Origin of the sequence: Pseudoalteromonas phenolica (assembly GCF_005876835.1) — a bacterium.
GTDB lineage: Bacteria > Pseudomonadota > Gammaproteobacteria > Enterobacterales > Alteromonadaceae > Pseudoalteromonas > Pseudoalteromonas phenolica_B.
Genome location: NZ_PPSW01000034.1, coordinates 47,059 through 71,053, shown reverse-complemented (window position 1 = coordinate 71,053; position 23,995 = coordinate 47,059). Strand labels below are relative to the sequence as shown.

Genomic DNA, 23,995 nt, shown 5'->3' with positions numbered 1-23,995 from the left:
CGTGCGAATACTGCTGCTGGGCACGCTGTGTACTTTGCTACTGGGCTGCATTGATGCGCCTAATGTGAAGTTAAATGAGAAAAACCAAGGGTTAGTTTATTGTGCTGAAGCCAACCCTATGACATTTAACCCACAAGTCACAACAACCGGGTCAACCATAGATCTCATTGCAAACCAGCTGTATGACCGCTTAATCAGCATTGATCCAGATACTGCAGAATTTAAACCTGAGCTTGCTGAATCTTGGGGAGTATCAGATGATGGCACAACCATCACCTTTTATTTACGAAAAGGCGTGCAGTTTCATCACACTGATTACTTCACACCTAGCCGAGAAATGACCGCAGATGACGTGGTGTTTTCTTTTGACCGCTTATTCAATGTGTATAACCCCTATCACTTCGTTGGCGATGCGACTTATCCCTATTTTCAAAGTGTCGGTTTAGATCAGCTGATACAAGAGATTATCAAAGTCGATGATTACACTGTGCAGTTTAAATTGTTTAATGCTGAAAGCAGTTTTTTATCAAACTTAGCAACTGACTTTGCCGTGATTACCTCTAAAGAGTACGCAGACATTCTTGCGGCCGCTGAAAATAAATCTCAGTTTGATAATAAACCGATAGGTACAGGTCCTTATAAATATAAGCAATACCTTCGAGATAATTTAGTCCGTTACCATAAAAATGAAACCTATTGGAAACACCCAGTTGCTATGTCGCAATTGGTGTTCGATATCACAACCAATAACACCAGCCGCATTGCCAAGATGTTGACGAAAGAATGTGATGTCACCGCGCATCCAAGTGCTTCACAATTGGCGGTGTTAAGCAAACGTGCTGATATAACCGTAGATAAAGCTGAAAACCTGAATATTGGTTATTGGGCATTTAATACCGAAAAAGAACCTTTTGATAATTCGCTCGTACGCAAGGCACTCGCCCACTCTGTTGATTTCAATAAAATTCTACAAGCTGTTTTTTATGGTAATGGCCAAGTTGCTAAGTCTTATTTACCTCCGGCTTCCTGGGCATTTTCTGAACAAGAGAGTATGCCGACCTATAACCCGACTTTAGCAAGAAAATACCTTGATATGGCTGGCTACGAAGATGGCTTTGAAATGACGATTTGGGCAATGCCGGTATCGAGAATTTATAATCCCAATGCGCGCAAAATGGCTGAGCTTATTCAGAGCGATTTAAAACAAATTGGCGTGACAGCGAAAATAGTCGAGTACGAGTGGAATACATTTATTGAACGTATTGGTAAACATGAGCATGACAGTGTATTACTCGGCTGGGTTGCTGATACGCCAGACCCTGATAACTTTTTTAGTCCACTATTGAGTTGTACAGCGACTTTCAGCGATAAAAACCCAGCGAATTGGTGTAATCCAGAATTTGACTTACTACTGACTAAAGCGCTCGACACAACAGATATCGAAGAAAGAAAAGCATTTTATGCCCAAGCTCAAGCCATGATCATTGACCAGCTCCCGCTTGTGCCAATTGCTCACGGCATGCGCTTTCAGGCTTCAAGCAAAGAGGTTAAAGGCATCGACTTGAAGCCATTTGGTGGGATCTCTTTAGCAAATGCAAGGAAACAGTAATGCGCGAGTATTTATTCAGACGACTAAGCCTTTTACTGTTCATGCTGCTTACTCTGACTGCATTTACTTTTTCTTTGAACTATTTGTTTCCGGGTGATGTGCTTACAAATCTCAGTGGCCAAGTAAATAGTAGTTATGCGCAGTCACAAGCATTGGCCGATAAGTACCAGTTAGAAGAGAACATCATTGTGCAGTATGGTGCGTTTCTAGGCCGCATCGTTGATGGCGACTGGGGCTACTCTCTATCATCTGGACAGCCCGTTTTTGAACATATTTTGTTGCTCTTTCCTGCAACGATTGAACTATGTGTTTATGCACTCGTTGTTGCAATTGTGCTCGGTATTCCAGCAGGTGTCATTGCCGCAGTTTTTCACAAACGATGGCCTGATAAAGTCATTAACTCACTCACCTTAATGGGCTTTTCTATTCCCATATTCTGGTTAGCTTTATTGCTTATTATGGTGTTTTGCTTGGGGTTAGGTTTATTCCCCATGTCTGGAAGAATTGGCCTACTTTATGAAATTGAGCCTTATAGCCACTTTATATTGGTCGACATTATCGCGCAGGGCTTTCCATACGGTGGCTTTGCATTCATTGATGCATTAAAGCACTTAGCATTGCCAACCATTGTACTCGCTATGTATCCGACAACAGTGTTAATTCGATTTACTCGCGACTCAATGCTCAATGTACTTGAACAAAACTATATTAAAACTGCTCGCGCTAAAGGCTTAAACCGTCGTCAGTTGATTTTGCATCATGCGCTTAGAAATGCACTTTTGCCTGTGATTAAGCAAATCGGTCTGCAGTTTAGCACTTTATTGACACTTGCCATGATCACCGAGGTGATATTCTCTTGGCCAGGTGTTGGTCGCTGGCTGATTGAAAGTATTTATCAACGAGATTACCCAGCGATCCAAGGTGGTTTATTAGCTGTGTCTATGTTTGTTATTTTCGCCAATATGTTTGCTGAATTTAGCCATACCGTGTTAAACCCTATTTCTAGGAATCAAGCGCATGGCAAAATTTAAATTATTTAGTGAAGAGTCGAACCGCTCGCCCCTTTCTCGTTTATGGAAGAAGTTCAAGGCTAACCACCCTGCGCTTGTTGGCTTGTGGATTTTTATTGCACTTACTTTATTAGCGTTGTTTGCACCGCTAATTTCACCTTACAGCATAAATCAGCAACATGCTGATGCACTCTTACTCCCACCTTCATGGCATGATGCCGGTGATGTAAGATTTATACTTGGCACAGACGACCTTGGCCGAGATATTCTGTCTAGGCTGATGAACGGAGCTACTTTCACCTTTGGTTTATCAATCATTGCAGCTTTAATTACCACCGTTTTAGGTGTCATTATTGGCTCGCTAGCAGGTATGAGTAAAGGCATTCGCTCAAGCTTTTTTAATCACCTGCTCGACATCACCTTGTCTATTCCCTCTTTGTTGTTAGCTATTATCATCATTGCAATCTTGGGCCCAGGTTTACTCAATACCGTTTGGGCGATTATTTTGGCTTTGCTTCCTCAATATGTGCATTCAATCAGAAACTTAGTGGTAGAAGAGCTGAGTAAAGATTACATCAGTGCCTTTCGCTTAGATGGCGCCAGTAAATGGAAAATACTGGTTCGAGGCGTATTTCCTAATATTTACGAGCATATTGTGGTTATTTTCACCATGGCACTTTCAACGGCTATCTTGGACATTGCAGCGCTGGGTTTTCTCAAATTAGGGGCTCAGCCACCGACGACTGAATGGGGCGCTATTTTGGCTGAAAACCTCGGTCTAATTTACCTAGCCCCATGGACTGTTGGTTTGCCTGGTGTGCTATTATTTATCGCTGTTTTATCGACGAACCTTGTAGGTGATGGTTTGAGACAAGTATTGAAAGATCGTAAGGCTGACTGATGCATTTACTCGACATCAAAAACTTAACCATAGAGCTACCTACCGAAAATGGCGTTATTCGTGCTGTTGATAAAGTGAATTTGAGCCTCAAAGAAGGCGAAGTACATGCGCTGGTTGGCGAGTCAGGCTCTGGCAAAAGCTTAATCGCAAAGGCCATTGTCGGGGTTTTAAATAAACGCTGGCGTGTCACAGCCGATAGGATGCATTGGCAAGGGGTCGACTTAATGCGCTTACCGCCGGAAAAACGTCGAAAACTAGTCAGCCAAGATATTGCGATGATCTATCAAGAGCCGAGTAGAAGCCTTGACCCAACTGCAAAAATATTTGAACAAGTCTCAGAGTCAATCCCTGAAGAGTCGTTAAGTGGTAACTTTTTAGTGCGCAGACAACTAAGAAAAAAACGCGTCAAAGCGCTACTACATAAAGTGGGGATCAAAGACGATAAGCGTGTTGCTGATAGCTACCCTCATGAGCTTTCAGAAGGGATCTGCCAAAAAGTCATGATAGCCATGGCCATTGCTCGAAACCCAAAGCTGTTAATTGCTGATGAACCAACTACGGCACTTGAAAGCACCACAAGAGCACAAGTTTTCAGACTATTAAAAAGTCTTAATCAGCTCAAGAATATGTCTGTATTAATGATTTCTCATGAGCTCGAAGAAATCACCACTTGGTCACATGCTATGCATGTATTGTACTGTGGTCAAATGGTGGAGGCTGGGCCCACAGAAAAGGTATTTAATGCCCCGCTACACCCTTATACGCAAGCCTTAGTAAAAAGTTTGCCTGATTACGCACAGGGCCTTGCCCATAAAGAGAGTTTTTATGCGCTTAAAGGCACCATTCCACCTTTACAGCACTTACCCATAGGCTGCCGCTTAGGGCCAAGGTGTCCACAAGCGCAAAAGCAGTGTGTGGTTACCCCTAAGCAAAAAAAATCTCATGGTCATACTTTTGCTTGCCACTTCCCTTTATTAAAGGAAGATAAAAAATGCAACCCATCTTAAAAGTTCAGTCTCTGCACAAGACCTATCACGTTAGAGTCGGTTTATTAAAAAGAAAAAACATACCTGTATTGACCGATATATCCTTTTGCTTAGGTAAAGGTGAAACCATCGCCGTTATAGGTGAAACTGGCGCAGGTAAAAGCACTTTGGCAAAACTATTAGCCGGTGCAGAGCAAGCCGAAACAGGGCAAATTTTACTTAATGGGACAACCATTGAAGACGATGGCGTTAGGCAAGATCACTGTCGTCATATTCGTATGATTTTCCAAGATCCTACTCGCTCTCTCAACCCTGGTCTCACAATAGGTGAGATACTCGATGACTGCTTGAGTTACAACACAGAGTTAACTCACAAACAACGAGATAAAAAAATTGCCCATGTTTTAATTCGGGTTGGTTTGCTTGAGGAACATTACCATTACTATCCGCACATGTTTAGTGGGGGGCAATTACAGCGTGTCGCGCTCGCTAGAGCACTTATTTTAGATCCTAAGGTATTGGTACTCGATGAAGCCTTATCGTCGCTTGACCCATCTGTTAGGGCGCAAACAGTCAACCTCTTGTTAGCATTACAGAAAGAAACTGGCTTGAGCTATGTTTTGATCACACATCATTTAAGCTTAGTCAAACATATGAGTGATAGCTTATTGGTACTTAACAAAGGCAAGGTGGTTGAATATGGGAAAACCGCACAGGTATTTGCTCAGCCGAAATCTAAGGTAATGAAAAGGCTGCTTAACGTGTAAGCAGCCTTTTTTGAAATTTATGTCTGTTATTAAGTAAACAGAATTACATGATGCGAGAAAATAGGCGAGATTTACGGCCTTGGCGTTGTCGGCGCATGTTAGAGCGGATCTGAGCACGCGTACCAGCCAACCAGCTCTCACGGTCAACTTTTGCATCTTCACCTCGGCGAGACTCCTCAGTCGCTCTGAAGCTACAGAATTCTGAATATGCTTTAAGATCTAGAGACATATCTTGTAAAACAAGTTCAATCATAATCGCATCATCGATATAACCTAGGCCAGGAATATGATCAGGTACTACATCTTCAGGCTCGCTGAAGTATGCTAGTGAAGCGATAATGTCTTTTCTTTCTTCTTCTGGGATCTGCCATTCTGTATCTTGAACTGCATCAATTAACGTCGCCAAAGACGCCATTCTTGTGCGAACAAATTCTGGCAGTTCACTCTTTTCCATCTCATCAACTAGCTGTTGCGCTTTGGTTAAGATTTCGCTTTCTGAATAGTGTGAAGTTTTGCTGATAACTTTGTCCATCATGCTCTTAAAATGCGCTAAATCTGCATCTGATAGTTCAAAGTTGATTTCGATTGCCATGTTCCCAGCTCCCTGAGTTTTTATTGTTTGTAGATATTACTCTAACCATAGAGCAATGGGGATTTATGTCAATAATAGAGCGTACAAAAACCCGGCAAACTTGCTATTGTTTTGTAAATTAAAATAAAAAAAGCGCCATAAAGGCGCTTTTTAGTTTATAAAAAATTTACTTTAATTTTCTTCAGTAACTTGTACAGTTGGGCGTACTACTTCTGCTTTCGACTCAAGAGCAGAAACAAACGCTAAGTAGTTTTTATTTATCGCTGACATGGTAATGCCCTGCTTTTGTTGCGCATCTAGTTCAGCCGTAATTTCAGGGGTTGTAACTGAGTTCAATTGAACAAGTGCTACATCACCGTTATTTAACGTGACTAAGCTTTCAACTTTGCCGTTTTCCGATGGATGAGGTAAAGCAAATACCTCTTTCACAATCGCAGGCGCAACAGAGTAAGATTGACGTTGCAGCGCTGCCTCAGTGCTAACCTCAGTTGTTTCTGCTGTCGCAATCTCTTGTAACGCTTTGCCTGCTTTAAATTCAGTAAATAGGTTTTCTGAATATTCAGCAAGTAACGATGATGCTTTTTCGTTTGTTAAAGTCGATACAATTTGTTCTTTTACTGCTTCAAGCAGCTTAGTTGCTGCAGCAACATGCTCTGTCACACGCACAACCACAAAATGCTCTGGTGCCACTTCTAACACTTCAGAGTTCACTTTGTCTTCAAGCAACTCTGGTGTAAAGATAGTTGTTGAAACAGCTGGTGAATTTAAAGGTGCAGGTAACATCATACGACTAACAAGTTCAGTTGTTTTCAACTCAACACCTGCAGCAAGTGATGCATCTTCTAAAGTATCAGCAACTTCGAACGCAAGCTCTGCCACTTCTGTTTGCTTTTGGTAGAAAAGATCAAGTTTTGCGTTCTTTTCAAGTTCAGCTCTTAGTTCAGCGGCAACTTCCTCAAATGGTTTCTCAACTTGCGCTTGTAAATCTGTCAATTTAATAATGTGATAACCAAACTCAGTTGCAACAACGTCAGTAAAGTCACCGATGTTTGTTAGTGCAAATGCAGCGTCTTCAAACGCAGGTTCCATTACATCACGCTCAATCCAATCAAGGTCACCGCCAAGTTCAGCACTGACGATGTCATCAGATTTTTCTTCAGCTAAGGTAGCAAAGTCTGCGCCCGCTTTTAGCTCAGCTAAGATAGCGCTAGCTTTTTCTTCTGCTGCAGCATCATCTTCGCTGTTATCGATAAGAATGTGCGCAACTCGACGCTTTTCTTCTTCTAAATACTGCGACTTACTTTCTTCATAGTAAGCGCGTACATCTTCATCAGTCACTGGCGTATCTAAAGCAATATCGTCGGCTTTTAATTCTAGATACTGAACAGCAACTTGCTCTGGCGCCATAAATTGTTGCTGATTAAGCTGATAATAATCATTCACTTCTTCGTCAGATACTGACACTTGAGACTTCATTTTCTCTTTTGTCAGAACAACATAGTCGATATTTCGTGTTTGTTGTTGCAGAGCAGCTGTTTGCTGTAATTCACCAGGTAACACAAAATCAGAGCCTGCAACGGCAGAGACCAGTTGCGTACGTGTCATTTCTTCACGTAGGAACTCTCTGAATGTGTCTGGTTGGAAGTTCATCTGACGGATCGCACGAAGATAAGCGTCATTGTTAAACTGACCTGCAACTTGGAAGTAAGGCATTTCAACAATCGCCTGCTTCACTTGCTCGTCACTAACACGTAGACCTAACTGAAGTGCAAGTTGGTTTTGTAATTCTTGTTGTACCAAACGATCAATCACGCCATTGCGGATCTGCGCCATATAATTTGGGTCAGCTGCGATTTGCGCAAAGTATTCACCAAACTGTTGTTCAAGACGCGCACGCTCATTTTCAAAAGCACGTGAGAACTCAGTTTGACTAATTTGAACCCCATTAACTTCTGCGACAGGTTGCTCTGTGGTTTGACCTAGGTAACCACCTATCCCTGCTAACGCAAAAGACAGGATAACTAAGCCAAGGATAATTTTGGCTGCAAGGCCCTGTGAGCCTTCTCTGATCTTTTCTAGCATTGTTGTTTCTCTTATCTAAGCCAAAGCACGCACGCGCTTTGATTTTTAGCTATTGTAAAAAAAGCGTATCTTAACAGATACGCTTTTTTACTTGAAGCTACACGAGACTGACTTAACGTTTTAAACGTGAATCAGTGTAAAGCCTCGTCACTAATTTAATTAGTTTACTGCGTCTTTCAGTGCTTTACCCGCTTTGAAAGAAGGAATGTTAGCAGCTGCGATTTGGATAGTTTCACCAGTCTGTGGGTTACGGCCTGAACGTGCAGCACGCTCACGTACAGAAAAAGTACCGAAACCAACTAATGCTACAGAATCGCCATCTTTTAACGCACCAGTAACTGACTCGATGAATGAATCTAGCGCACGACCTGCCGCTGCTTTAGAGATGTCAGCATCAGCTGCGATTTGATCGATTAATTGAGATTTATTCACAATATCATCCTCTTACATTGTTATTATCAAAAGCGAGAGCATTTTTTGATAACTACCACTTTTTGTTATTACTACTAGAAAGTAAACTACTTTCTAATTCTTAAAAATCTTTGTAAGCCTAAGCCACATAAGGCCTAGGCTTGAATCAGAGCCTAACTTATCACACCAATGTGATTTGAAAAGCCCTTTACAGCACTTTTTTAGCTATTTTCGACTTTTTTCTGAGTTTCAACAGAAAATGACTCGATTGGTTCAGCTAAAGCCAGTGATAACACCTCATCAATCCAAGAAACAGGGTGAATTTCTAAGCCTTCTAGCACATTCTGAGGAATTTCTTTCAAGTCTCTTTCATTCACTTTAGGAATAACAACGGTTTTAATACCACCACGGTGCGCTGCCAGTAATTTCTCTTTTAAACCACCGATAGGCAGTACTTCACCACGTAAAGTGATCTCGCCTGTCATCGCCACATCAGAACGAACTGGGTTACCAGTAAGGCTAGAAACTAAAGCAGTCACCATAGCAATACCGGCACTCGGCCCATCTTTAGGTGTTGCACCTTCTGGCACGTGTACGTGAATATCACGCTTTTCATAGAAGTCATCATTAATGCGCAATTTATCAGTACGACTACGAACAACCGTCATAGCTGCCTGAATCGACTCTTGCATTACATCACCCAAAGAGCCTGTAAATGACAGCTTACCTTTACCTGGCATTGAGGCACACTCGATAGTCAGTAAGTCACCACCGACTTCAGTCCATGCCAAGCCAGTCACTTGACCAATTCTGTCACCGTCTTCTGCTTTACCAAAGTCGTGGCGATGTACACCTAAATAAGACTCTAAGTTGTCACCATTAATAACAATTTGCTTGTTGTCTTTGTTTAATAAGATGTCTTTAACCGCTTTACGACAAAGCTTTGAGATCTCACGTTCTAGGCTACGAACACCCGCTTCACGCGTGTAATAACGAATAATACCTATGATAGCGCTATCTTCGATTTCAACCTCACCTTCTTTCAAACCATTACGCTTAATCTGCTTTGGAATAAGGTGCTGCTTAGAAATATTCAGCTTTTCATCTTCTGTATAACCAGATAGGCGGATCACTTCCATACGGTCAAGAAGAGGACCTGGAATATTGAAGCTGTTAGACGTCGCAACGAACATCACATCTGATAAGTCGTAATCGACTTCTAAATAATGATCTGCAAAGGTGCTGTTTTGTTCTGGATCTAATACTTCTAATAATGCAGAAGCTGGGTCACCACGCATGTCTGATGACATTTTATCGATTTCATCCAGCAAGAATAATGGGTTTTTCACCCCAACTTTACTCATACTCTGAATAAGCTTACCCGGCATTGAACCAATGTAAGTTCTACGGTGACCGCGGATCTCAGCTTCATCACGAACGCCACCCAGTGCCATACGCACATACTTACGACCCGTTGAACGTGCAATTGACTGGCCTAAACTGGTTTTACCAACGCCAGGAGGACCCACTAAACACAGGATTGGACCTTTTAGTTTGTTGGTACGTTGTTGAACTGCTAGGTATTCAATAATACGTTCTTTTACTTTCTCTAGGCCGTAGTGATCAGCATTTAAGATTTTTTCAGCGCCAGCTAAATCTTTCTTTACCTTAGAACGTTTCTTCCAAGGTACATTGATCATGGTATCAATGTACGAACGCACGACTGTCGCTTCTGCAGACATTGGCGACATCATTTTTAACTTGTTCAGTTCAGCTGTGGCTTTTTCTTCTGCCTCTTTAGGCATTTGTGCTTCGCTAATACGCTTTTTCAATGCTTCAAATTCATCAGGTACATCATCTAGCTCACCTAACTCTTTTTGAATCGCTTTCATTTGTTCATTCAGATAGTACTCACGCTGTGACTTTTCCATCTGCTTTTTAACGCGAGAGCGGATTTTTTTCTCTACTTGTAGTAGGTCAATCTCACCTTCCATTAAAGCCATTAAGTACTCTAAGCGCTCTGTTACGCTTTCAAGTTCAAGTACCTTCTGCTTTTCAGGCACCTTAATAGGCATATGTGCAGCCATTGTATCAGCTAGTCGAGCAGCTTCATCAATACCAGATACTGATGATAAAACTTCTGGTGGGATCTTCTTATTAAGCTTTACATAGCCTTCAAATTGACTAATTGCACTGCGCACGAAAATATCTTGCTCTTGCTCGTCAATATCTTGTGAAGCAACAAATTGCGCAGTCGCAGAAAAATATTCATCGGTTTCAATGAATGATTCGATACGGGCTCTTTGCGTACCTTCTACTAGCACCTTTACTGTGCCATCCGGTAATTTTAATAACTGTAATACAGTCGCAATTGTACCTGTTGTATAAATTTCATCTGTTGAAGGATCATCAACCGCAGCATCCATCTGCGCGGCTAGAAAAATTTGCTTGTCTTTTTCCATCGCCGCTTCAAGACATCTGATCGATTTTTCACGACCAACAAATAGCGGGATCACCATATGCGGATACACAACAACGTCGCGTAGGGCCAACACAGGAATTTCGACTCGATCAGTTCTCTCAAGTGTCATTATTTTCTCTTCGCATTTTGGTTATTCGTTAATAATGGCAATATGGGGATTAAACCCATAAAGTTCAACCGATTGATAAAAAAAGGAGCCATTGGCTCCTTTTTTATACCGAATCTTAATTATTCTGAAACAGCTTTGTCTTGGTTGCCGTTTTCATAAAGAAGAATTGGGTCAGATTCACCTTTAATCACAGTTTCATCAATAACGACTTTACTGACATCTTCTATTGAAGGTAAATCATACATAGTATCTAGCAGTACACCTTCAACAATAGAACGCAGGCCACGGGCACCCGTTTTACGTTCCATCGCTTTGTGTGCAATCGCTTTCAGGGCGTCTTCTCTAAACTCTAGTTCAACACCTTCCATTTTGAAAAGTGCACCAAATTGTTTAGTCAGCGCGTTTTTAGGCTCACTTAAAATTTGAATAAGTGCTGCTTCATCAAGCTCTGTCAGCGTCGCTACAACTGGAAGACGACCAATAAATTCAGGGATTAAACCGTACTTCACTAAATCTTCAGGCTCAACATCTTTAAATGTTTCACTTAAAGAACGTTCTGAGTCTGACGTTTTTACATCTGCACCAAAACCAATACCTGTGTTTTTATGACTGCGCTGTTCAATGACTTTATCGAGACCTGCAAATGCACCACCACAAATGAACAAGATTTTAGAGGTGTCTACCTGCAAGAACTCTTGTTGAGGGTGCTTACGGCCGCCTTGTGGTGGCACTGACGCAACGGTACCTTCAATCAACTTAAGTAATGCTTGCTGAACACCTTCACCTGACACATCACGCGTAATTGATGGGTTGTCTGACTTACGAGAAATTTTGTCAATTTCATCGATATAAACAATACCACGCTGCGCTTTTTCGACATCGTAATCACATTTCTGTAGCAACTTTTGAATGATGTTTTCAACGTCTTCACCAACATAGCCCGCTTCAGTTAATGTTGTTGCATCAGCCATAGTAAATGGTACGTCAAGTAATCGCGCCAGTGTTTCTGCTAATAGCGTTTTACCACTACCTGTTGGACCGATAAGTAGAATATTACTCTTACCTAATTCAACCTCAGACTTTACAGATTGGTTCTTTAATCGCTTGTAATGGTTATATACAGCAACGGCTAACACTTTCTTAGCGTGCTCTTGACCAATAACATAGTCGTCTAGGTGGTTACGGATCTCTTTAGGAACAGGTAGTTTGTCACCAGAATCATGCTTTGGTGCAATATCTTTGATTTCTTCCCTAATAATGTCGTTGCACAGATCGACGCATTCGTCACAAATATAAACAGAAGGTCCAGCAATCAGCTTTCTCACTTCATGTTGGCTTTTGCCACAAAATGAGCAATATAAAAGCTTTGTATTTTTGTCGCCGTCTGTTGGTGTATCTGACATTCAGCTACCTCATCGTTTTGCGTTATCTGCTCTAGATAACAATAATCATGTTGTTAACTATATCAAAGAATCTAAAAATTAGCATAGTTAACATAGGGCAAATTAACTTTGCCCTGATTTATACCAATAATCTTAAATAAATGATCAATTTTGAGAAATATTGATGATTGGAATTATAACTTATTTTAAATCTCTGCGAGTGTGAACTGCATCGATTAGACCATAATCTAGTGCCTGCTCTGCAGTCATAAAGTTATCACGGTCTGTGTCGTGTGCTACTTTTTCGTATTCTTGGCCTGTGTGATCAGCCATTAAACGATTTAGTTTTTCTTTGATAGATAAAATCTCTTTTGCATGAATTTCAAAATCAGACGCCTGACCTTGGAAGCCACCTAATGGTTGGTGGATCATCACGCGAGAGTTCGGTAAGCAGTAACGTTTACCTTTTGCACCACCTGACAGTAAGAATGCGCCCATGCTCGCAGCTTGGCCAACACATACCGTACTTACATCAGGTTTGATGAAATTCATAGTGTCATAAATAGACATACCCGCCGTTACCGAACCGCCTGGCGAGTTAATGTATAAATAAATATCTTTATCAGGACTTTCAGATTCTAAGAATAATAGTTGCGCCACAATAAGGTTTGCCATGTGGTCTTCAACTTGTCCAGTTAAGAAAATAATACGTTCTTTTAAAAGACGTGAATAAATGTCAAAAGAGCGTTCACCTTTCGCTGTTTGCTCAACAACCATAGGGACTAATGCATTAAGTGGATCAAACATACCATCATTCATTGTTATTCATTCCTTAGGAGCCGCCAAAATCTCTGGCGCTGCGTTTTGCGGATATTTTACCTACAGAAAGTAAAATGGCTCGGATCCTCAATAAGAGTATCACGAGCCATTAAATCGTTAGCAAAGCTTTAAGTCAATGACTTATTAAGCACCTTGCTGTGGATTCATGATGTCGTCGAATGCTTTTTCAACGTCAGTCACTGCAGCTTTTGCAAGAATCGCTTCAACAGCTTGTTCTTCCATAGCTACGTTACGCATTTGCTGCATCATTTGATCGTTTGATTTGTAGTATGCAACTACTTCACTTGGATCTTCGTACGCAGATGCAACTGATGCAATTAGCTCTTCAACTTTAGCGTCATCAACTTGGATGTCGTTTGACTTGATCACTTCACCAAGAAGTAAACCTGTCTTAACGCGAGTTACTGCTTGCTCGTGGAAAAGCTCAGCTGGTAGCTCAGGCATGTTTTGCGCGTCGCCGCCAAAACGTTGTGCCGCTTGTTGACGAAGCGCATCGATTTCTTGGTCGATAAGTGACTTAGGCACTTCAACTTCGTTAGTCTCTAAAAGACCTTTGATAGCTTGATCTTTAACGTTCGCTTTAACTGCTTGAGTAAGCTCACGAGACATGTTCTTTTTAACTTCTTCTTTAAGTGCGTCAACGCCACCTTCAGCAACACCAAACTTAGTTGCGAATTCATCGTTTAGCTCAGGAAGTTCTTGAACTTCTACTTTCTTCACAGTGATAGTGAATTGAGCAGGCTTACCTTTTAGGTTTTCAGCGTGGTACTCTTCAGGGAAAGTTACATCAGCAACAACTTCTTCGCCTGCTTTTTTACCAACGATACCGTCTTCGAAACCAGGGATCATACGACCTTGACCTAGCTCTAGAGGGAAATCTTCAGCTTTACCGCCTTCGAACTCTTCACCGTCAACAGTACCTAGGAAATCAACTGTTACACGGTCGTTTTCGCCAGCAGCTGCATCGCTTTCAGTCCAAGTAGCGTGTTGCTTACGAAGTGTTTCTAGCATGTTAGCTAGGTCTTCGTCAGTTACATCAACAACTGGCTTTTCAACAGCGATTTGCTCAAGGTCTTTTAGTTCAACTTCTGGGTAAACTTCAAAAGTTGCTTCGAATACTAGCTCTTTGCCTTCTTCTAAAGACTTAGGTGCGAACGCAGGTGCACCAGCTGGGTTTAGCTTTTCAGAAACAATTGCTTCGATGTAGTTGCGTTGCATGATATCGCCAGCAACTTCTTGACGTACAGCTGCACCGTAACGCTTAGCGATTACTTTTACTGGTACCTTACCTGGACGGAAACCATCGATACGCTGAGTTCTAGACAGTTGTTGTAAGCGTTTTTTAACTTCAGTCTCAACGTTCTCTGCAGGAACGGTGATAGTCAGACGGCGCTCAAGGCCTTGAGTCGTCTCAACAGAAACTTGCATGATTTACCTCAATCTTCATTTTTGGCGCCAATGCGCCTTCCTTAGAAACAAGTTGCACTAATTAGCTTAGTTAAAAACGCAATACGTGTATTTAACCCTATTAGACAATCTTGTTGCCTGCCCTACTGGGCGCTATGTTAAACAATAGACGCGGCATTATAACCGATTCATTGCTGTAGTCGAGCTATGAAGGTAAATAAATGGTGAATAACAGACTGACTGATTAAAAGATGACTAAAAAGAGAGAAGATAAGATGGTCGGCGATGCAGGATTTGAACCTGCGACCCCTTGGACCCAAACCAAGTGCGCTACCAAACTGCGCTAATCGCCGACAATAAATATATTTTTTGAGAAGTGGTCGGCGATGCAGGATTTGAACCTGCGACCCCTTGGACCCAAACCAAGTGCGCTACCAAACTGCGCTAATCGCCGATAAAAGAGTATGTAGATGGGGCGACTGATGGGGCTCGAACCCACGACAACCGGAATCACAATCCAGGGCTCTACCAACTGAGCTACAGCCGCCACTACATAGGGACTAAAATAAGAATGGCGCACCCTGAAGGATTCGAACCTTCGACCGACGCCTTAGAAGGGCGTTGCTCTATCCAGCTGAGCTAAGGGCGCAAACTCGAAGTAAACATCAAAAATGCTACTTTTCTTATTTTAAAAGTGGTCGGCGATGCAGGATTTGAACCTGCGACCCCTTGGACCCAAACCAAGTGCGCTACCAAACTGCGCTAATCGCCGATACCATTTTGCTATCTCCGAGAGTCCTCGTTGACAACGGGGTGCATAATAGTGATTTGACCGATTGAGGTCAAACATTTTTTTTAGAAAATATTTCAACTGCCTATTTTTACTTCAAAATGATGAATAAATAGCAAGAAATGATGAAAAACAAACAGTTTTCAGTAATTTTTACTTTGTGTATAAAAGTATATATTACTATAAAGATGATTCTTACCTTGGCGAATTAAGGCATTTCTGAGAAAATACGCACTTAGTGTTGCAATCGGTTGATTGTGACTAGATACAAAGTAACCCCATAAATACACTTTGTATGATTCGTTCAAGTTTATAACCCCAATAAGGTCAATCATGACGGCAAACATAATTGATGGAAAGGCAATCGCCAAACAAGTTCGTACTAATGTTGCACAGCGTGTTGCTGAGCGAGTAGAACAAGGTTTACGAGCGCCTGGTCTTGCAGTAGTTTTAGTAGGCCAAGATCCTGCTAGCCAAGTTTACGTAGGTTCAAAACGTAAAGCCTGTGAAGAAGTGGGTTTTGTCTCTAAATCTTACGATTTACCAGGCGACACCACAGAAACAGAACTACTTGAATTAGTAGACACGCTAAATAATGATCCAGAAGTCGATGGCATTCTGGTGCAATTACCTCTGCCAGAAGGATTAGACGCAGAAAAAGTACTTGAACGTATTACACCGCATAAAGATGTAGATGGTTTCCATCCTTACAATGTTGGTCGCCTAGCGCAACGTATGCCAGCACTTCGTCCTTGCACACCAAAAGGTATTATCACTTTGCTTGACTCAACGGGCGTGAGATACAAAGGTATGCATGCAGTTGTGGTGGGCGCTTCAAATATCGTTGGCCGTCCAATGTCACTAGAACTATTACTTGCTGGTTGTACTACGACGGTTTGCCACAAATTCACTCAAGATCTAGAAGCACATGTTCGTCGCGCTGACTTACTTGTTGTTGCAGTCGGTAAGCCTGAATTTATTCCAGGTGACTGGGTTAAAGAAGGTGCTATCGTGATCGATGTAGGTATTAACCGTTTAGAGTCAGGTAAACTAGTCGGTGATGTGCAGTACGGTATCGCTGAAGAAAAAGCGAGCTTTATCACCCCTGTTCCAGGTGGTGTTGGTCCTATGACTGTAGCAAGCTTAATTGAAAATACCCTTGAAGCTTGCGAAAAATACAACAGCTAAACGTTGTTACCCAAAAAAACGCCACTTTTTAGTGGCGTTTTTTGTTTCTGTAAACCTTATACAGGTTTCTGAGCTGGAATAGGCCCATGCTCAAGATTAACATGCGGGTTTTGACCTCGCTGCCTCAATAAATGATCCATTAAAGTAATGGCTAACATGGCTTCCGCAATTGGAATAGCACGAATACCGACACATGGGTCGTGACGGCCCTTGGTGATCATCTCTACTGACTCGTTTTGCGTATTAATACTTTGCCCCGGTATGGTAATACTCGAGGTTGGCTTTAATGCAATCGATGCGACAATATCTTGTCCTGTAGAAATACCGGCTAATACGCCTCCTGCGTGATTGCTGGTAAAACCTTCTGGTGTTAACTCATCACGATGCTCAGAGCCCTTCTGCTCTATCACATCAAAACCATCGCCAATCTCTACGCCTTTAACCGCATTAATACTCATTAATGAATGGGCTATTTCAGCATCGAGTCGGTCGAATACAGGCTCGCCTAACCCAACAGGCACATTTTTCGCGACTACTGTCACTTTCGCACCAATAGAGTCGCCCTGCTTTTTCAAATCGCGCATATATTCGTCTAGCGACTCTAATTTTGTGTCATCTGGAAAAAAGAATGGGTTTGTTTCTACCACTGACCAATCAAACTTTTCAGCTTTGATAGGACCCAATTGTGATAAACAAGCATTAACCTCAATACCATGAAATTGCTTTAGATACTTTTTAGCAATGGCACCTGCAGCAACACGGATTGCAGTTTCACGCGCTGAAGAGCGACCGCCACCACGATAATCACGGTGACCGTATTTGTGCCAATATGTGTAATCACCATGACCAGGACGAAACACTTCAGAAATTTTACTGTAATCTTTCGAACGTTGATCGGTATTTTCAATTAACAGACCAATACTAGTTCCTGTCGTTTTACCTTCAAAAACGCCCGATAAAATTTTAATTTCATCACCTTCACGCCTTTGCGTGGTATAACGGCTTTGACCTGGTTTACGTCTGTCTAGGTCGAACTGCATATCCGCTTCTGTTAACTCTAGTCCTGCGGGTACGCCATCAACAACGCCCCCCAATGCTACCCCATGGCTTTCACCAAAGGTACTGACCTTAAAAAGTTGGCCAATGCTATTACCTGCCATTATTCACCCTCATTCCAAATGACATTTAAAAAACTGATTAACAATTGAATTTAATCAGCAAAATACTCGACGAGTTGTTGTTTTGAGATCATAAACACGCCTAATCCACCATGTTCAAACTCTAACCATGTAAATGGCGCGTTTGGATATAGTGCATCCATATGTACCATAGAGTTACCTACTTCAACAAATAACAAACCGTTATCAGTTAGATGTTCCGCCGCTTCTTGCAAAATAACACGAGTCACATCTAAGCCATCTTCACCCGATGCTAAACCAAGCTCTGGTTCATGGTGGAATTCTTCTGGTAAATCAGACATATCTTCCGCATCAACATACGGCGGGTTCGCCACGATTAGGTCATACTTCTGACCCGGTACACCACTGAATACATCAGATTGGATCGCAAACACCTGCTCTTGCATCATGTGCTCAGTAATATTGATATCTGCCACTTCTAGAGCATCAAAAGAGATATCAACCGCATCTACTTGCGCATGTTCAAACGCTTTTGCCAATGCAATCGCAATACATGCAGAGCCAGTACACATATCGAGAATACGCGTTACTTTTGTAGGCTCTGTGACCCAAGGTGCAAATTGCTTTTTGATCATTTCAGCAAATGGCGAACGTGGAACAAGTACCCTCTCGTCTACATAAAAAGGCAAACCGCCAAACCAAGCCTGATTAGTCAGATATGGAACCGGCGTTCTGTCATTTACACGCGCTAAGATATAACCCATTAAATGTTGTTTTTCGCTACTGGTTAAACGCGCATTTAATAACTCTTTTGGGGTATCTAATGGCAAGTTTAAAACGGGTAAAACAAGGCTTACGGCTTCATCCCAGGCATTGTCGGTACCATGACCGTAAAACAGCCCATTATTCACAAACTGCGTCGTTGTCCAACGTAACCAGTCTTGAATCGTGAATAGTTCAGAACACGCTTCTTGCGCCAACTCATCTGTAATTTGTAACTCTGTCATACGGTACTCAATAATTTGACAATAATTCTGCTGCCATTGTAGCCGTTTTTCAGCTAGGTTTTTATGCTTTTTTTATTTAGAATGCGCCAATGAACAAAGATAAATCACACATAAGCATGCAAGACGACGACATCGACCTATTTCGTCAGTCAATTTCTGGTGCCACAAAGATAAAGCAAGATACTGTACAATTTAAACGTGATAACACCCCGTTTAAAGGCAAAGTTGTTGCTGAACAAACTAAGCAACACAAAGCAGAGTTTTATTTTTCTGACGAATATATCCCAGACATCGACACCCATGGCACAGTAAATTATGTGCGTGAAGGCGCTGATAAGTTTTTAGCCAAGCAATTACGACGTGGCGATATTGCGCCTGAGTTAATTTTAGATTTGCACGGCTTAAGTAAAGACAGCGCAAAAGAAGAGTTGGCTGCTTTGATCCATGCCTGTAAAAAACAACACCATTATTGTGCCTGTGTTGTTCATGGTATTGGTGAACATATCCTCAGACATAAAGTGCCACAGTATTTGGTTCAGCACCCAGATATTTTAGCAATGCATCAAGCTCCTCTTGAATATGGTGGCAAAGGCGCAGTGTTGATTTTAATTGATATTCCCGAATCTGATATTTACAGACGCTAATTTGCCCTTTAAAAAGTCATTTCAAACTAGATAATAGGATGTTAATTAGTTACATTAACGTCCTTATTTTGGTTAATTGAAAGTAGTACTAATCATGAATGAGCTTCTCAGTGCAGATCTCGCTATCCTGCTTGTTGAGCCCTCAGCAACGCAAAGAAAAATTATTGCAAAAGAGCTTGAATCTGAAGGCGTAACGAACATCGACTTTGCAGATACCGTAGACTCTGCAAAAAGCTTTTTAGAAAAACATAAGCCAGACCTAGTCATCTCAAGCCTACACTTAAGTGATGGCAGTGCCCTTGATATTCAACAGTATATTGCTGAAGTCCAACCCGAACAGCCAATCCCTTTTATGTTGGTTTCAAGTGAAACTCGCAAAGCCCAGCTTGAAGCGTTTAAGCAATCTGGTGTGGTGGCGATCTTGCCAAAGCCTTTCACCAAGGTGCACCTTGGCCGCGCACTCAATGCAACCTTAGACTTACTTTCTCCGCAAGAGCTAGAGCTTGAACTATACGATGTGCAAGATTTGCGTATTCTTATTGTTGATGACTCTCGACTGGCGAGAAATCACATTCGTCGTGTGCTAACTAATTTAGGTGCAAGCCGTTTTACTGAAGCTGAAGATGGTGAACAAGCGATCAACTTCTTAAATGAACAGATGTTTGACCTCATTGTCACTGACTTTAATATGCCAAATGTGAATGGCCAAGAGTTAGCTGAGCATATTCGTAACTCAGGTGAGCACTCACACATTCCTATCTTAATGGTGACATCTGAAGCCAATGACACTCACCTTGCAAACGTTGCACAGTCTGGTGTTAACGCATTATGCGACAAACCTTTTGAACCTGAAGTAGTTAAGCAGTTACTGCACTCAATTTTAGAGCAAGATTAACTAAAACTTAGTTTTTTTTACCACTTCATGTTGGTGAAAATAATCAAACATTATTTTCACCAACTTTCTATAAAAAGTTAAACCAAATAAAAACAAAGACTTAAATTATTTTTATCTATTGGCACAACCTTTGTAATAGTTATTGCGACTAACTAATCATACAAAGGAGAACGTCATGAACTCACTAGTTAAAGCAACATTAATCAGCACCGTATTATTCACAGCTTCTTCAGTACAAGCTAATGAAAACCCGATTACAGCTGAAATTAGTAATCTGATTTCAAATGCGATTAGCGCAAGTATCAAAGAAGTTAAGAAAAATACACTTGAGACAGCATCTAAAGTATTGAAGTCAGAATCTGATAAGCATGCTAAGAAAGCAGTTAAAAACGACAAGGAAGAAAACAATGGCTAATGAATTAACGCTAGTGAGTCTTTTGGCAACCCCAGTGATCAGCCTGTTTGCCGTTTATTTAAGTGTTGAACTATTCAAACGCGTTGGTCAGTTAAATTTATGGGGGTAAGTATATGACTTGCACACTTTACTCCCAAAGAACACCATTTCACTATTTTTCGCAGGCACAAAAAAGCCCGCAAAAGCGGGCTTTTAAAAACTAAGGGGCTAAATTATAGCTCGCCTTCGTTCTCAGCTAGGAATTTAGCAACACCTTCTGGGCTTGCGTCCATACCTGATTTACCTTCAGTCCAACCTGCAGGACATACTTCACCGTGCTCTTCGTGGAACGCTAGTGCGTCAACCATACGAAGCATTTCGTCGATGTTACGACCTAGAGGAAGATCGTTAACTACTTGGTGACGTACGTTACCTTCAGCGTCGATTAGGAATGAACCACGGAAAGCAACACCAGCTTCTGGGTGCTCAACGTCGTATGCTTGACAGATTTCGTGCTTAACGTCAGCAACTAAGTCGTATTTAACTGGACCAATACCACCTTCGTTTACTGGTGTGTTACGCCATGCGTTATGTGAGAATTGAGAATCGATTGAAACACCGATAACTTCAACACCACGCTTTTGGAACTCGTCGTAACGCTTGTCGAAAGCGATTAGCTCTGAAGGACAAACGAAAGTGAAGTCTAGTGGGTAAAAGAATACAACCGCTTTTTTACCTTTAATACGCTCGTGAAGGTTGTAACCATCAACGATCTCACCGTTACCTAATACTGCTGCTGCTGTAAAGTCAGGTGCCTTGCGGCCTACTAATACACCCATGGTTTTCTCCAATTAGTTAGGGTTATATCCAATGCAAAATGACAATATCAATTTGCTTTGACACTTATTATTGAGGCTAGTTATAAAAAAACAACCCCAATTAAAAATTTTCACAAGTTTATGGGGACACTGAAAAAATTGAAAATCAAATAAACCGATAGCGCTCATCTATTTTTTTGATGGATAAAACTTCAGGCATAAAAAAAGCCCCTACGGGCTTTTTTCAATCAATACAGTTTAGTCCATGATATCTGACGGCATATCACCACGGATCTGCTGCCAAATTTCACCACTTTGATGGCCGTATTTTCTTAATAAAGAAATTGAACCGTCGAAGTCGCCTTTTTCAGCCAGCGCTATAAGATCTAAATAAAATTGTTTGGCCAGTGCGCGAGTACGTGGATCTGAGAAGTAGTGACCACCAATCTTAGAGTAAAGGCCTTTGAAACCATTAAGCACCAAAACATAAATTCGGTTGTTACCTGCTAACGCTAACTGATGATGAACTTGATAGTCAAAATCTGCAAAAGCTTGAGCGTTATCTTCTAAATCTTTGCTCTTTTCAAGCGTTTCGATAACAGCCTGTGGGTTTACTTTAATTGCCGCACGCGTATAAATTGCGCTGATGTTGGTACGTGCAGATAAAAGCTGATCAGTCAGCTCCGGCATTTTATCTTCATCAAGACGCGCTAGCGTCTCAAGAATATTTAAGCCTGAAGTTTCCCAGAAGTTATTTACGCGGGTCGGTTTACCATGTTGAATCGTCAACCAGCCATCACGCGCTAAGCGCTGTAATACTTCACGTAACGTTGTGCGAGTTACGCCAATCAGCTCAGAGAGTTCTCTTTCAGCTGGTAAAATTGAACCTGGTGGAAATTCACCATTCCAAATTGATTCAACAATATATTCCTCAGCAAATCCCGCTGGGCTTTTAGCTTTAAAAATTCTCATCTAACACCGCTTTTATCTTGGCAACTGCAATTTAGTCCACTGATTGTACCAGATGCTTTGCAACTAACAAGTGGAGAAGTCGCCCTGTTTTACAATTCATTTTTTGTTCTACTGGTTAAGTAAAATTTACCAACTACCGTTAATTCTTGCAGCTTATAACCTCTGTCAGCATAATACCCACAACATAATTCAGTTTCGCAGCATTTAGGTTCACTTAACCTGAAAAATTGAACCTATTTGTAATGCAAGTTATCTGATAGCTAACTTAATATAACAATAAGAGAATCTTATGAACTGGTTGAACACCCTTCCAACTTCTAGAAAAGCGTGGGGCCTGTTGGCACTGACAGCATTTTTACTTGAAGTCACGGCTTTATATTTTCAATACGCTATGGGCTTAGAGCCTTGTATCATGTGTATTTATCAAAGAACGGCTGTGCTAGGTGTGTTTGCAGCAGGTCTTATTGGTTTTATTTCCCCAAGTAACGGTATTTTCCGTGGTATTGGCGCTACAACATGGGGCGTAAGTAGTATTTGGGGTTATATGTTGGCAAAAGAGCATTTAAATATGCAAACCACCACTGATCCATTTGCGTTCACTTGCGATATAGTTCCTAACTTCCCTGAGTTTATGCCATTACATGAGTGGATCCCGGCGTTTTTTGCCGCAACCGGTGATTGTGGCAGCATAGACTGGCAGTTTGTTGGTCTAAGCATGCCTGGTTGGATGGAAGTGATTTTCGCGTTATATGCGATCAGTTTCTTAGTTTTTTTACCTTTTATTCTTTGGTCTTTAGTAAAAAAGTAAACTTATAATGCATTTTAATCTTCGCAATATTGAGCAGTTAAAGCCTTACAAGCTTCGTGATAAGCAACAAATCATCGCCATTGCTTTGAGTCACTTAGAAGCGCCTGAAAAAGTGTTATTAGGCTGCTGTAAGCTCGCCATCTTGATGCCGTTTTTTATTTCTTTGGCTTATTTTGAAGGCTGGTATTTACTACCTCCTTTGTTGTTGGCCGGTATCTTATACCCCCTTCTCACTACGCCGCTGGAAATTGCATTTACCAAAAGCAAACTGAGTGACGCCATTGCGGAGTTTGAAAAACAAAACCAAAACTAAAAAAGGGCGATTGCGCCCTTTTTTAGTTTTTCATCTGAGCATTTAAAGCTTAAAACTTTACCTTCCCTTCTAGCTTCGCGACGATGCTTTTACCAACCCCTTTAACTGCCATTAAGGAGTTAAGGTCGTCAAAAGGTCCATTTTGCTCCCGGAAACTAACAATGGCCCTCGCCTTGCCTTTTCCGATCCCTGGCAATTTTACAAGCTCTTCGAGAGAAGCTTCATTAATATTAATTGTCTGATAAATTTCAGATTGAATTTCTGGTGACGCTTGTTGCTGTGCAGATTCTGCTAATACAGTTGGTGCAATAAACAAACTAGTGGCTAAAAGTAATGCTTTGATCATATTTCCCTCCTGGAAAATCCTTGAAATTTAATAAATGACGGGTAGAACTCCTTACCCAAATTACTCATACGAGCAATGTTAAATAAAGATGACAATGACATGA

Annotated in this window: 23 protein-coding genes and 5 tRNA genes; 11 read left to right on the top strand and 17 right to left on the bottom strand. The window is 41.4% G+C overall.

Translation table 11 applies throughout. From position 1 onward, the window contains the following. Position 1: 1 nt before the first annotated feature. Genes C1E24_RS18715 through C1E24_RS18695 form a run of 5 tightly spaced genes read left to right on the top strand, consistent with a single transcriptional unit; the run spans position 2 to position 5,273 of the window. The gene (locus C1E24_RS18715) at positions 2 to 1,609 is read left to right on the top strand and encodes an ABC transporter substrate-binding protein (protein ID WP_138484096.1); all 1,608 of its coding nucleotides are present in this window, start codon (positions 2 to 4) and stop codon (positions 1,607 to 1,609) included. After that, entirely contained in the window at positions 1,609 to 2,640 is a 1,032-nt protein-coding gene (locus tag C1E24_RS18710; protein WP_138484094.1) for an ABC transporter permease, read from the top strand. Before C1E24_RS18715 ends, C1E24_RS18710 begins: the two co-directional genes overlap by 1 nt. Beyond that, the gene (locus C1E24_RS18705) at positions 2,627 to 3,520 is read left to right on the top strand and encodes an ABC transporter permease subunit (protein WP_138484092.1); all 894 of its coding nucleotides are present in this window, start codon (positions 2,627 to 2,629) and stop codon (positions 3,518 to 3,520) included. The genes C1E24_RS18710 and C1E24_RS18705 overlap by 14 nt, the downstream gene beginning before the upstream one ends. Next, on the top strand, positions 3,520 to 4,527 hold the full coding sequence (locus tag C1E24_RS18700) for an oligopeptide/dipeptide ABC transporter ATP-binding protein (protein WP_138484090.1): 1,008 nt from the start codon (positions 3,520 to 3,522) through the stop codon (positions 4,525 to 4,527). The genes C1E24_RS18705 and C1E24_RS18700 overlap by 1 nt, the downstream gene beginning before the upstream one ends. Next, entirely contained in the window at positions 4,512 to 5,273 is a 762-nt protein-coding gene (locus tag C1E24_RS18695; protein ID WP_138484088.1) for an ATP-binding cassette domain-containing protein, read from the top strand. Before C1E24_RS18700 ends, C1E24_RS18695 begins: the two co-directional genes overlap by 16 nt. A gap of 43 nt (positions 5,274 to 5,316) precedes the next feature. Here C1E24_RS18695 and C1E24_RS18690 read toward each other — a convergent pair whose 3' ends face one another. The 12 genes from C1E24_RS18690 to C1E24_RS18635 all read right to left on the bottom strand — a co-directional run bounded on the left by C1E24_RS18690 (position 5,317) and on the right by C1E24_RS18635 (position 15,350). Beyond that, a complete protein-coding gene (locus tag C1E24_RS18690) occupies positions 5,317 to 5,865 on the bottom strand; it encodes a YkvA family protein (protein ID WP_130255301.1) in 549 nt (182 codons plus the stop codon). A gap of 171 nt (positions 5,866 to 6,036) precedes the next feature. Further along, complete coding sequence (locus C1E24_RS18685; RefSeq protein WP_138484087.1) at positions 6,037 to 7,947, bottom strand: SurA N-terminal domain-containing protein; 1,911 nt, start codon at positions 7,945 to 7,947, stop codon at positions 6,037 to 6,039. Between the two features lie 159 nt (positions 7,948 to 8,106). Beyond that, positions 8,107 to 8,379, bottom strand: coding sequence for a nucleoid-associated protein HU-beta (gene hupB, locus C1E24_RS18680; protein WP_010371157.1), 273 nt, complete (start codon positions 8,377 to 8,379; stop codon positions 8,107 to 8,109). A 200-nt stretch (positions 8,380 to 8,579) separates the two neighbouring features. Beyond that, a complete protein-coding gene (lon, locus tag C1E24_RS18675) occupies positions 8,580 to 10,949 on the bottom strand; it encodes an endopeptidase La (protein ID WP_138484085.1) in 2,370 nt (789 codons plus the stop codon). 119 nt (positions 10,950 to 11,068) lie between these two features. Next, a complete protein-coding gene (gene clpX, locus C1E24_RS18670; protein WP_138484083.1) occupies positions 11,069 to 12,352 on the bottom strand; it encodes an ATP-dependent protease ATP-binding subunit ClpX in 1,284 nt (427 codons plus the stop codon). A 180-nt stretch (positions 12,353 to 12,532) separates the two neighbouring features. Continuing rightward, positions 12,533 to 13,150, bottom strand: coding sequence for an ATP-dependent Clp endopeptidase proteolytic subunit ClpP (clpP, locus tag C1E24_RS18665; protein ID WP_138484081.1), 618 nt, complete (start codon positions 13,148 to 13,150; stop codon positions 12,533 to 12,535). Positions 13,151 to 13,294: 144 nt separating this feature from the next. Continuing rightward, positions 13,295 to 14,599, bottom strand: a complete 1,305-nt coding sequence (gene tig / locus C1E24_RS18660; protein WP_138484079.1) for a trigger factor — start codon at positions 14,597 to 14,599, stop codon at positions 13,295 to 13,297. A gap of 255 nt (positions 14,600 to 14,854) precedes the next feature. Then, positions 14,855 to 14,931, bottom strand: a tRNA-Pro gene (locus C1E24_RS18655). 24 nt (positions 14,932 to 14,955) lie between these two features. Continuing rightward, a tRNA-Pro gene (locus C1E24_RS18650) sits at positions 14,956 to 15,032 on the bottom strand. 17 nt (positions 15,033 to 15,049) lie between these two features. Then, a tRNA-His gene (locus C1E24_RS18645) sits at positions 15,050 to 15,125 on the bottom strand. A gap of 25 nt (positions 15,126 to 15,150) precedes the next feature. Then, positions 15,151 to 15,227 (bottom strand) — tRNA-Arg (locus C1E24_RS18640). A 46-nt stretch (positions 15,228 to 15,273) separates the two neighbouring features. Further along, positions 15,274 to 15,350, bottom strand: a tRNA-Pro gene (locus tag C1E24_RS18635). Between the two features lie 351 nt (positions 15,351 to 15,701). On the opposite strand from C1E24_RS18635, the gene folD reads away from it, so the two are divergent. Beyond that, complete coding sequence (folD, locus tag C1E24_RS18630) at positions 15,702 to 16,556, top strand: bifunctional methylenetetrahydrofolate dehydrogenase/methenyltetrahydrofolate cyclohydrolase FolD (RefSeq protein WP_058030727.1); 855 nt, start codon at positions 15,702 to 15,704, stop codon at positions 16,554 to 16,556. 56 nt (positions 16,557 to 16,612) lie between these two features. Here folD and aroC read toward each other — a convergent pair whose 3' ends face one another. Continuing rightward, on the bottom strand, positions 16,613 to 17,716 hold the full coding sequence (gene aroC / locus C1E24_RS18625) for a chorismate synthase (protein ID WP_138484077.1): 1,104 nt from the start codon (positions 17,714 to 17,716) through the stop codon (positions 16,613 to 16,615). A 50-nt stretch (positions 17,717 to 17,766) separates the two neighbouring features. Beyond that, complete coding sequence (gene prmB / locus C1E24_RS18620; protein WP_138484075.1) at positions 17,767 to 18,702, bottom strand: 50S ribosomal protein L3 N(5)-glutamine methyltransferase; 936 nt, start codon at positions 18,700 to 18,702, stop codon at positions 17,767 to 17,769. An 89-nt stretch (positions 18,703 to 18,791) separates the two neighbouring features. On the opposite strand from prmB, the gene smrB reads away from it, so the two are divergent. From smrB to C1E24_RS18605, 3 genes are all read left to right on the top strand, one after another. Continuing rightward, entirely contained in the window at positions 18,792 to 19,346 is a 555-nt protein-coding gene (gene smrB / locus C1E24_RS18615; protein ID WP_138484073.1) for an endonuclease SmrB, read from the top strand. Between the two features lie 94 nt (positions 19,347 to 19,440). Beyond that, positions 19,441 to 20,241: a response regulator transcription factor gene (locus C1E24_RS18610; protein ID WP_138484071.1), complete on the top strand. Its 801-nt coding sequence runs from the start codon at positions 19,441 to 19,443 to the stop codon at positions 20,239 to 20,241. 175 nt (positions 20,242 to 20,416) lie between these two features. After that, complete coding sequence (locus C1E24_RS18605; protein ID WP_138484069.1) at positions 20,417 to 20,656, top strand: hypothetical protein; 240 nt, start codon at positions 20,417 to 20,419, stop codon at positions 20,654 to 20,656. A gap of 212 nt (positions 20,657 to 20,868) precedes the next feature. Here the strand turns inward: C1E24_RS18605 and C1E24_RS18600 are convergent, their stop codons facing one another. Continuing rightward, positions 20,869 to 21,474 carry a peroxiredoxin C gene (locus C1E24_RS18600; RefSeq protein WP_130255311.1) on the bottom strand — a complete coding sequence of 202 codons (606 nt, stop codon included), beginning with the start codon at positions 21,472 to 21,474 and terminating at the stop codon, positions 20,869 to 20,871. A gap of 237 nt (positions 21,475 to 21,711) precedes the next feature. Next, positions 21,712 to 22,425: a fatty acid metabolism transcriptional regulator FadR gene (gene fadR, locus C1E24_RS18595; RefSeq protein WP_138484067.1), complete on the bottom strand. Its 714-nt coding sequence runs from the start codon at positions 22,423 to 22,425 to the stop codon at positions 21,712 to 21,714. 289 nt (positions 22,426 to 22,714) lie between these two features. Here fadR and dsbB point away from each other — a divergent pair, with 289 nt between their 5' ends. Further along, positions 22,715 to 23,233: a disulfide bond formation protein DsbB gene (dsbB, locus tag C1E24_RS18590; RefSeq protein ID WP_138484065.1), complete on the top strand. Its 519-nt coding sequence runs from the start codon at positions 22,715 to 22,717 to the stop codon at positions 23,231 to 23,233. 7 nt (positions 23,234 to 23,240) lie between these two features. Then, entirely contained in the window at positions 23,241 to 23,546 is a 306-nt protein-coding gene (locus C1E24_RS18585; protein WP_138484063.1) for a DUF6170 family protein, read from the top strand. Positions 23,547 to 23,595: 49 nt separating this feature from the next. Here C1E24_RS18585 and C1E24_RS18580 read toward each other — a convergent pair whose 3' ends face one another. Continuing rightward, the gene (locus C1E24_RS18580) at positions 23,596 to 23,892 is read right to left on the bottom strand and encodes a ComEA family DNA-binding protein (RefSeq protein ID WP_138484061.1); all 297 of its coding nucleotides are present in this window, start codon (positions 23,890 to 23,892) and stop codon (positions 23,596 to 23,598) included. Positions 23,893 to 23,995 lie beyond the last annotated feature (103 nt).

Excerpts from the sequence above, each read along its gene's own strand:
- C1E24_RS18710 (WP_138484094.1), top strand. The coding sequence starts at position 1,609 with ATGCGCGAGTATTTATTCAGACGACTAAGCCTTTTACTGTTCATGCTG.
- C1E24_RS18705 (WP_138484092.1), top strand. The coding sequence starts at position 2,627 with ATGGCAAAATTTAAATTATTTAGTGAAGAGTCGAACCGCTCGCCCCTT.
- C1E24_RS18700 (WP_138484090.1), top strand. The coding sequence starts at position 3,520 with ATGCATTTACTCGACATCAAAAACTTAACCATAGAGCTACCTACCGAA.
- C1E24_RS18695 (WP_138484088.1), top strand. The coding sequence starts at position 4,512 with ATGCAACCCATCTTAAAAGTTCAGTCTCTGCACAAGACCTATCACGTT.
- C1E24_RS18690 (WP_130255301.1), bottom strand. The coding sequence starts at position 5,865 with ATGGCAATCGAAATCAACTTTGAACTATCAGATGCAGATTTAGCGCAT.
- C1E24_RS18685 (WP_138484087.1), bottom strand. The coding sequence starts at position 7,947 with ATGCTAGAAAAGATCAGAGAAGGCTCACAGGGCCTTGCAGCCAAAATT.
- lon (WP_138484085.1), bottom strand. The coding sequence starts at position 10,949 with ATGACACTTGAGAGAACTGATCGAGTCGAAATTCCTGTGTTGGCCCTA.
- clpX (WP_138484083.1), bottom strand. The coding sequence starts at position 12,352 with ATGTCAGATACACCAACAGACGGCGACAAAAATACAAAGCTTTTATAT.
- clpP (WP_138484081.1), bottom strand. The coding sequence starts at position 13,150 with ATGAATGATGGTATGTTTGATCCACTTAATGCATTAGTCCCTATGGTT.
- tig (WP_138484079.1), bottom strand. The coding sequence starts at position 14,599 with ATGCAAGTTTCTGTTGAGACGACTCAAGGCCTTGAGCGCCGTCTGACT.
- folD (WP_058030727.1), top strand. The coding sequence starts at position 15,702 with ATGACGGCAAACATAATTGATGGAAAGGCAATCGCCAAACAAGTTCGT.
- aroC (WP_138484077.1), bottom strand. The coding sequence starts at position 17,716 with ATGGCAGGTAATAGCATTGGCCAACTTTTTAAGGTCAGTACCTTTGGT.
- prmB (WP_138484075.1), bottom strand. The coding sequence starts at position 18,702 with ATGACAGAGTTACAAATTACAGATGAGTTGGCGCAAGAAGCGTGTTCT.
- smrB (WP_138484073.1), top strand. The coding sequence starts at position 18,792 with ATGAACAAAGATAAATCACACATAAGCATGCAAGACGACGACATCGAC.
- C1E24_RS18610 (WP_138484071.1), top strand. The coding sequence starts at position 19,441 with ATGAATGAGCTTCTCAGTGCAGATCTCGCTATCCTGCTTGTTGAGCCC.
- C1E24_RS18605 (WP_138484069.1), top strand. The coding sequence starts at position 20,417 with ATGAACTCACTAGTTAAAGCAACATTAATCAGCACCGTATTATTCACA.
- C1E24_RS18600 (WP_130255311.1), bottom strand. The coding sequence starts at position 21,474 with ATGGGTGTATTAGTAGGCCGCAAGGCACCTGACTTTACAGCAGCAGCA.
- fadR (WP_138484067.1), bottom strand. The coding sequence starts at position 22,425 with ATGAGAATTTTTAAAGCTAAAAGCCCAGCGGGATTTGCTGAGGAATAT.
- dsbB (WP_138484065.1), top strand. The coding sequence starts at position 22,715 with ATGAACTGGTTGAACACCCTTCCAACTTCTAGAAAAGCGTGGGGCCTG.
- C1E24_RS18585 (WP_138484063.1), top strand. The coding sequence starts at position 23,241 with ATGCATTTTAATCTTCGCAATATTGAGCAGTTAAAGCCTTACAAGCTT.
- C1E24_RS18580 (WP_138484061.1), bottom strand. The coding sequence starts at position 23,892 with ATGATCAAAGCATTACTTTTAGCCACTAGTTTGTTTATTGCACCAACT.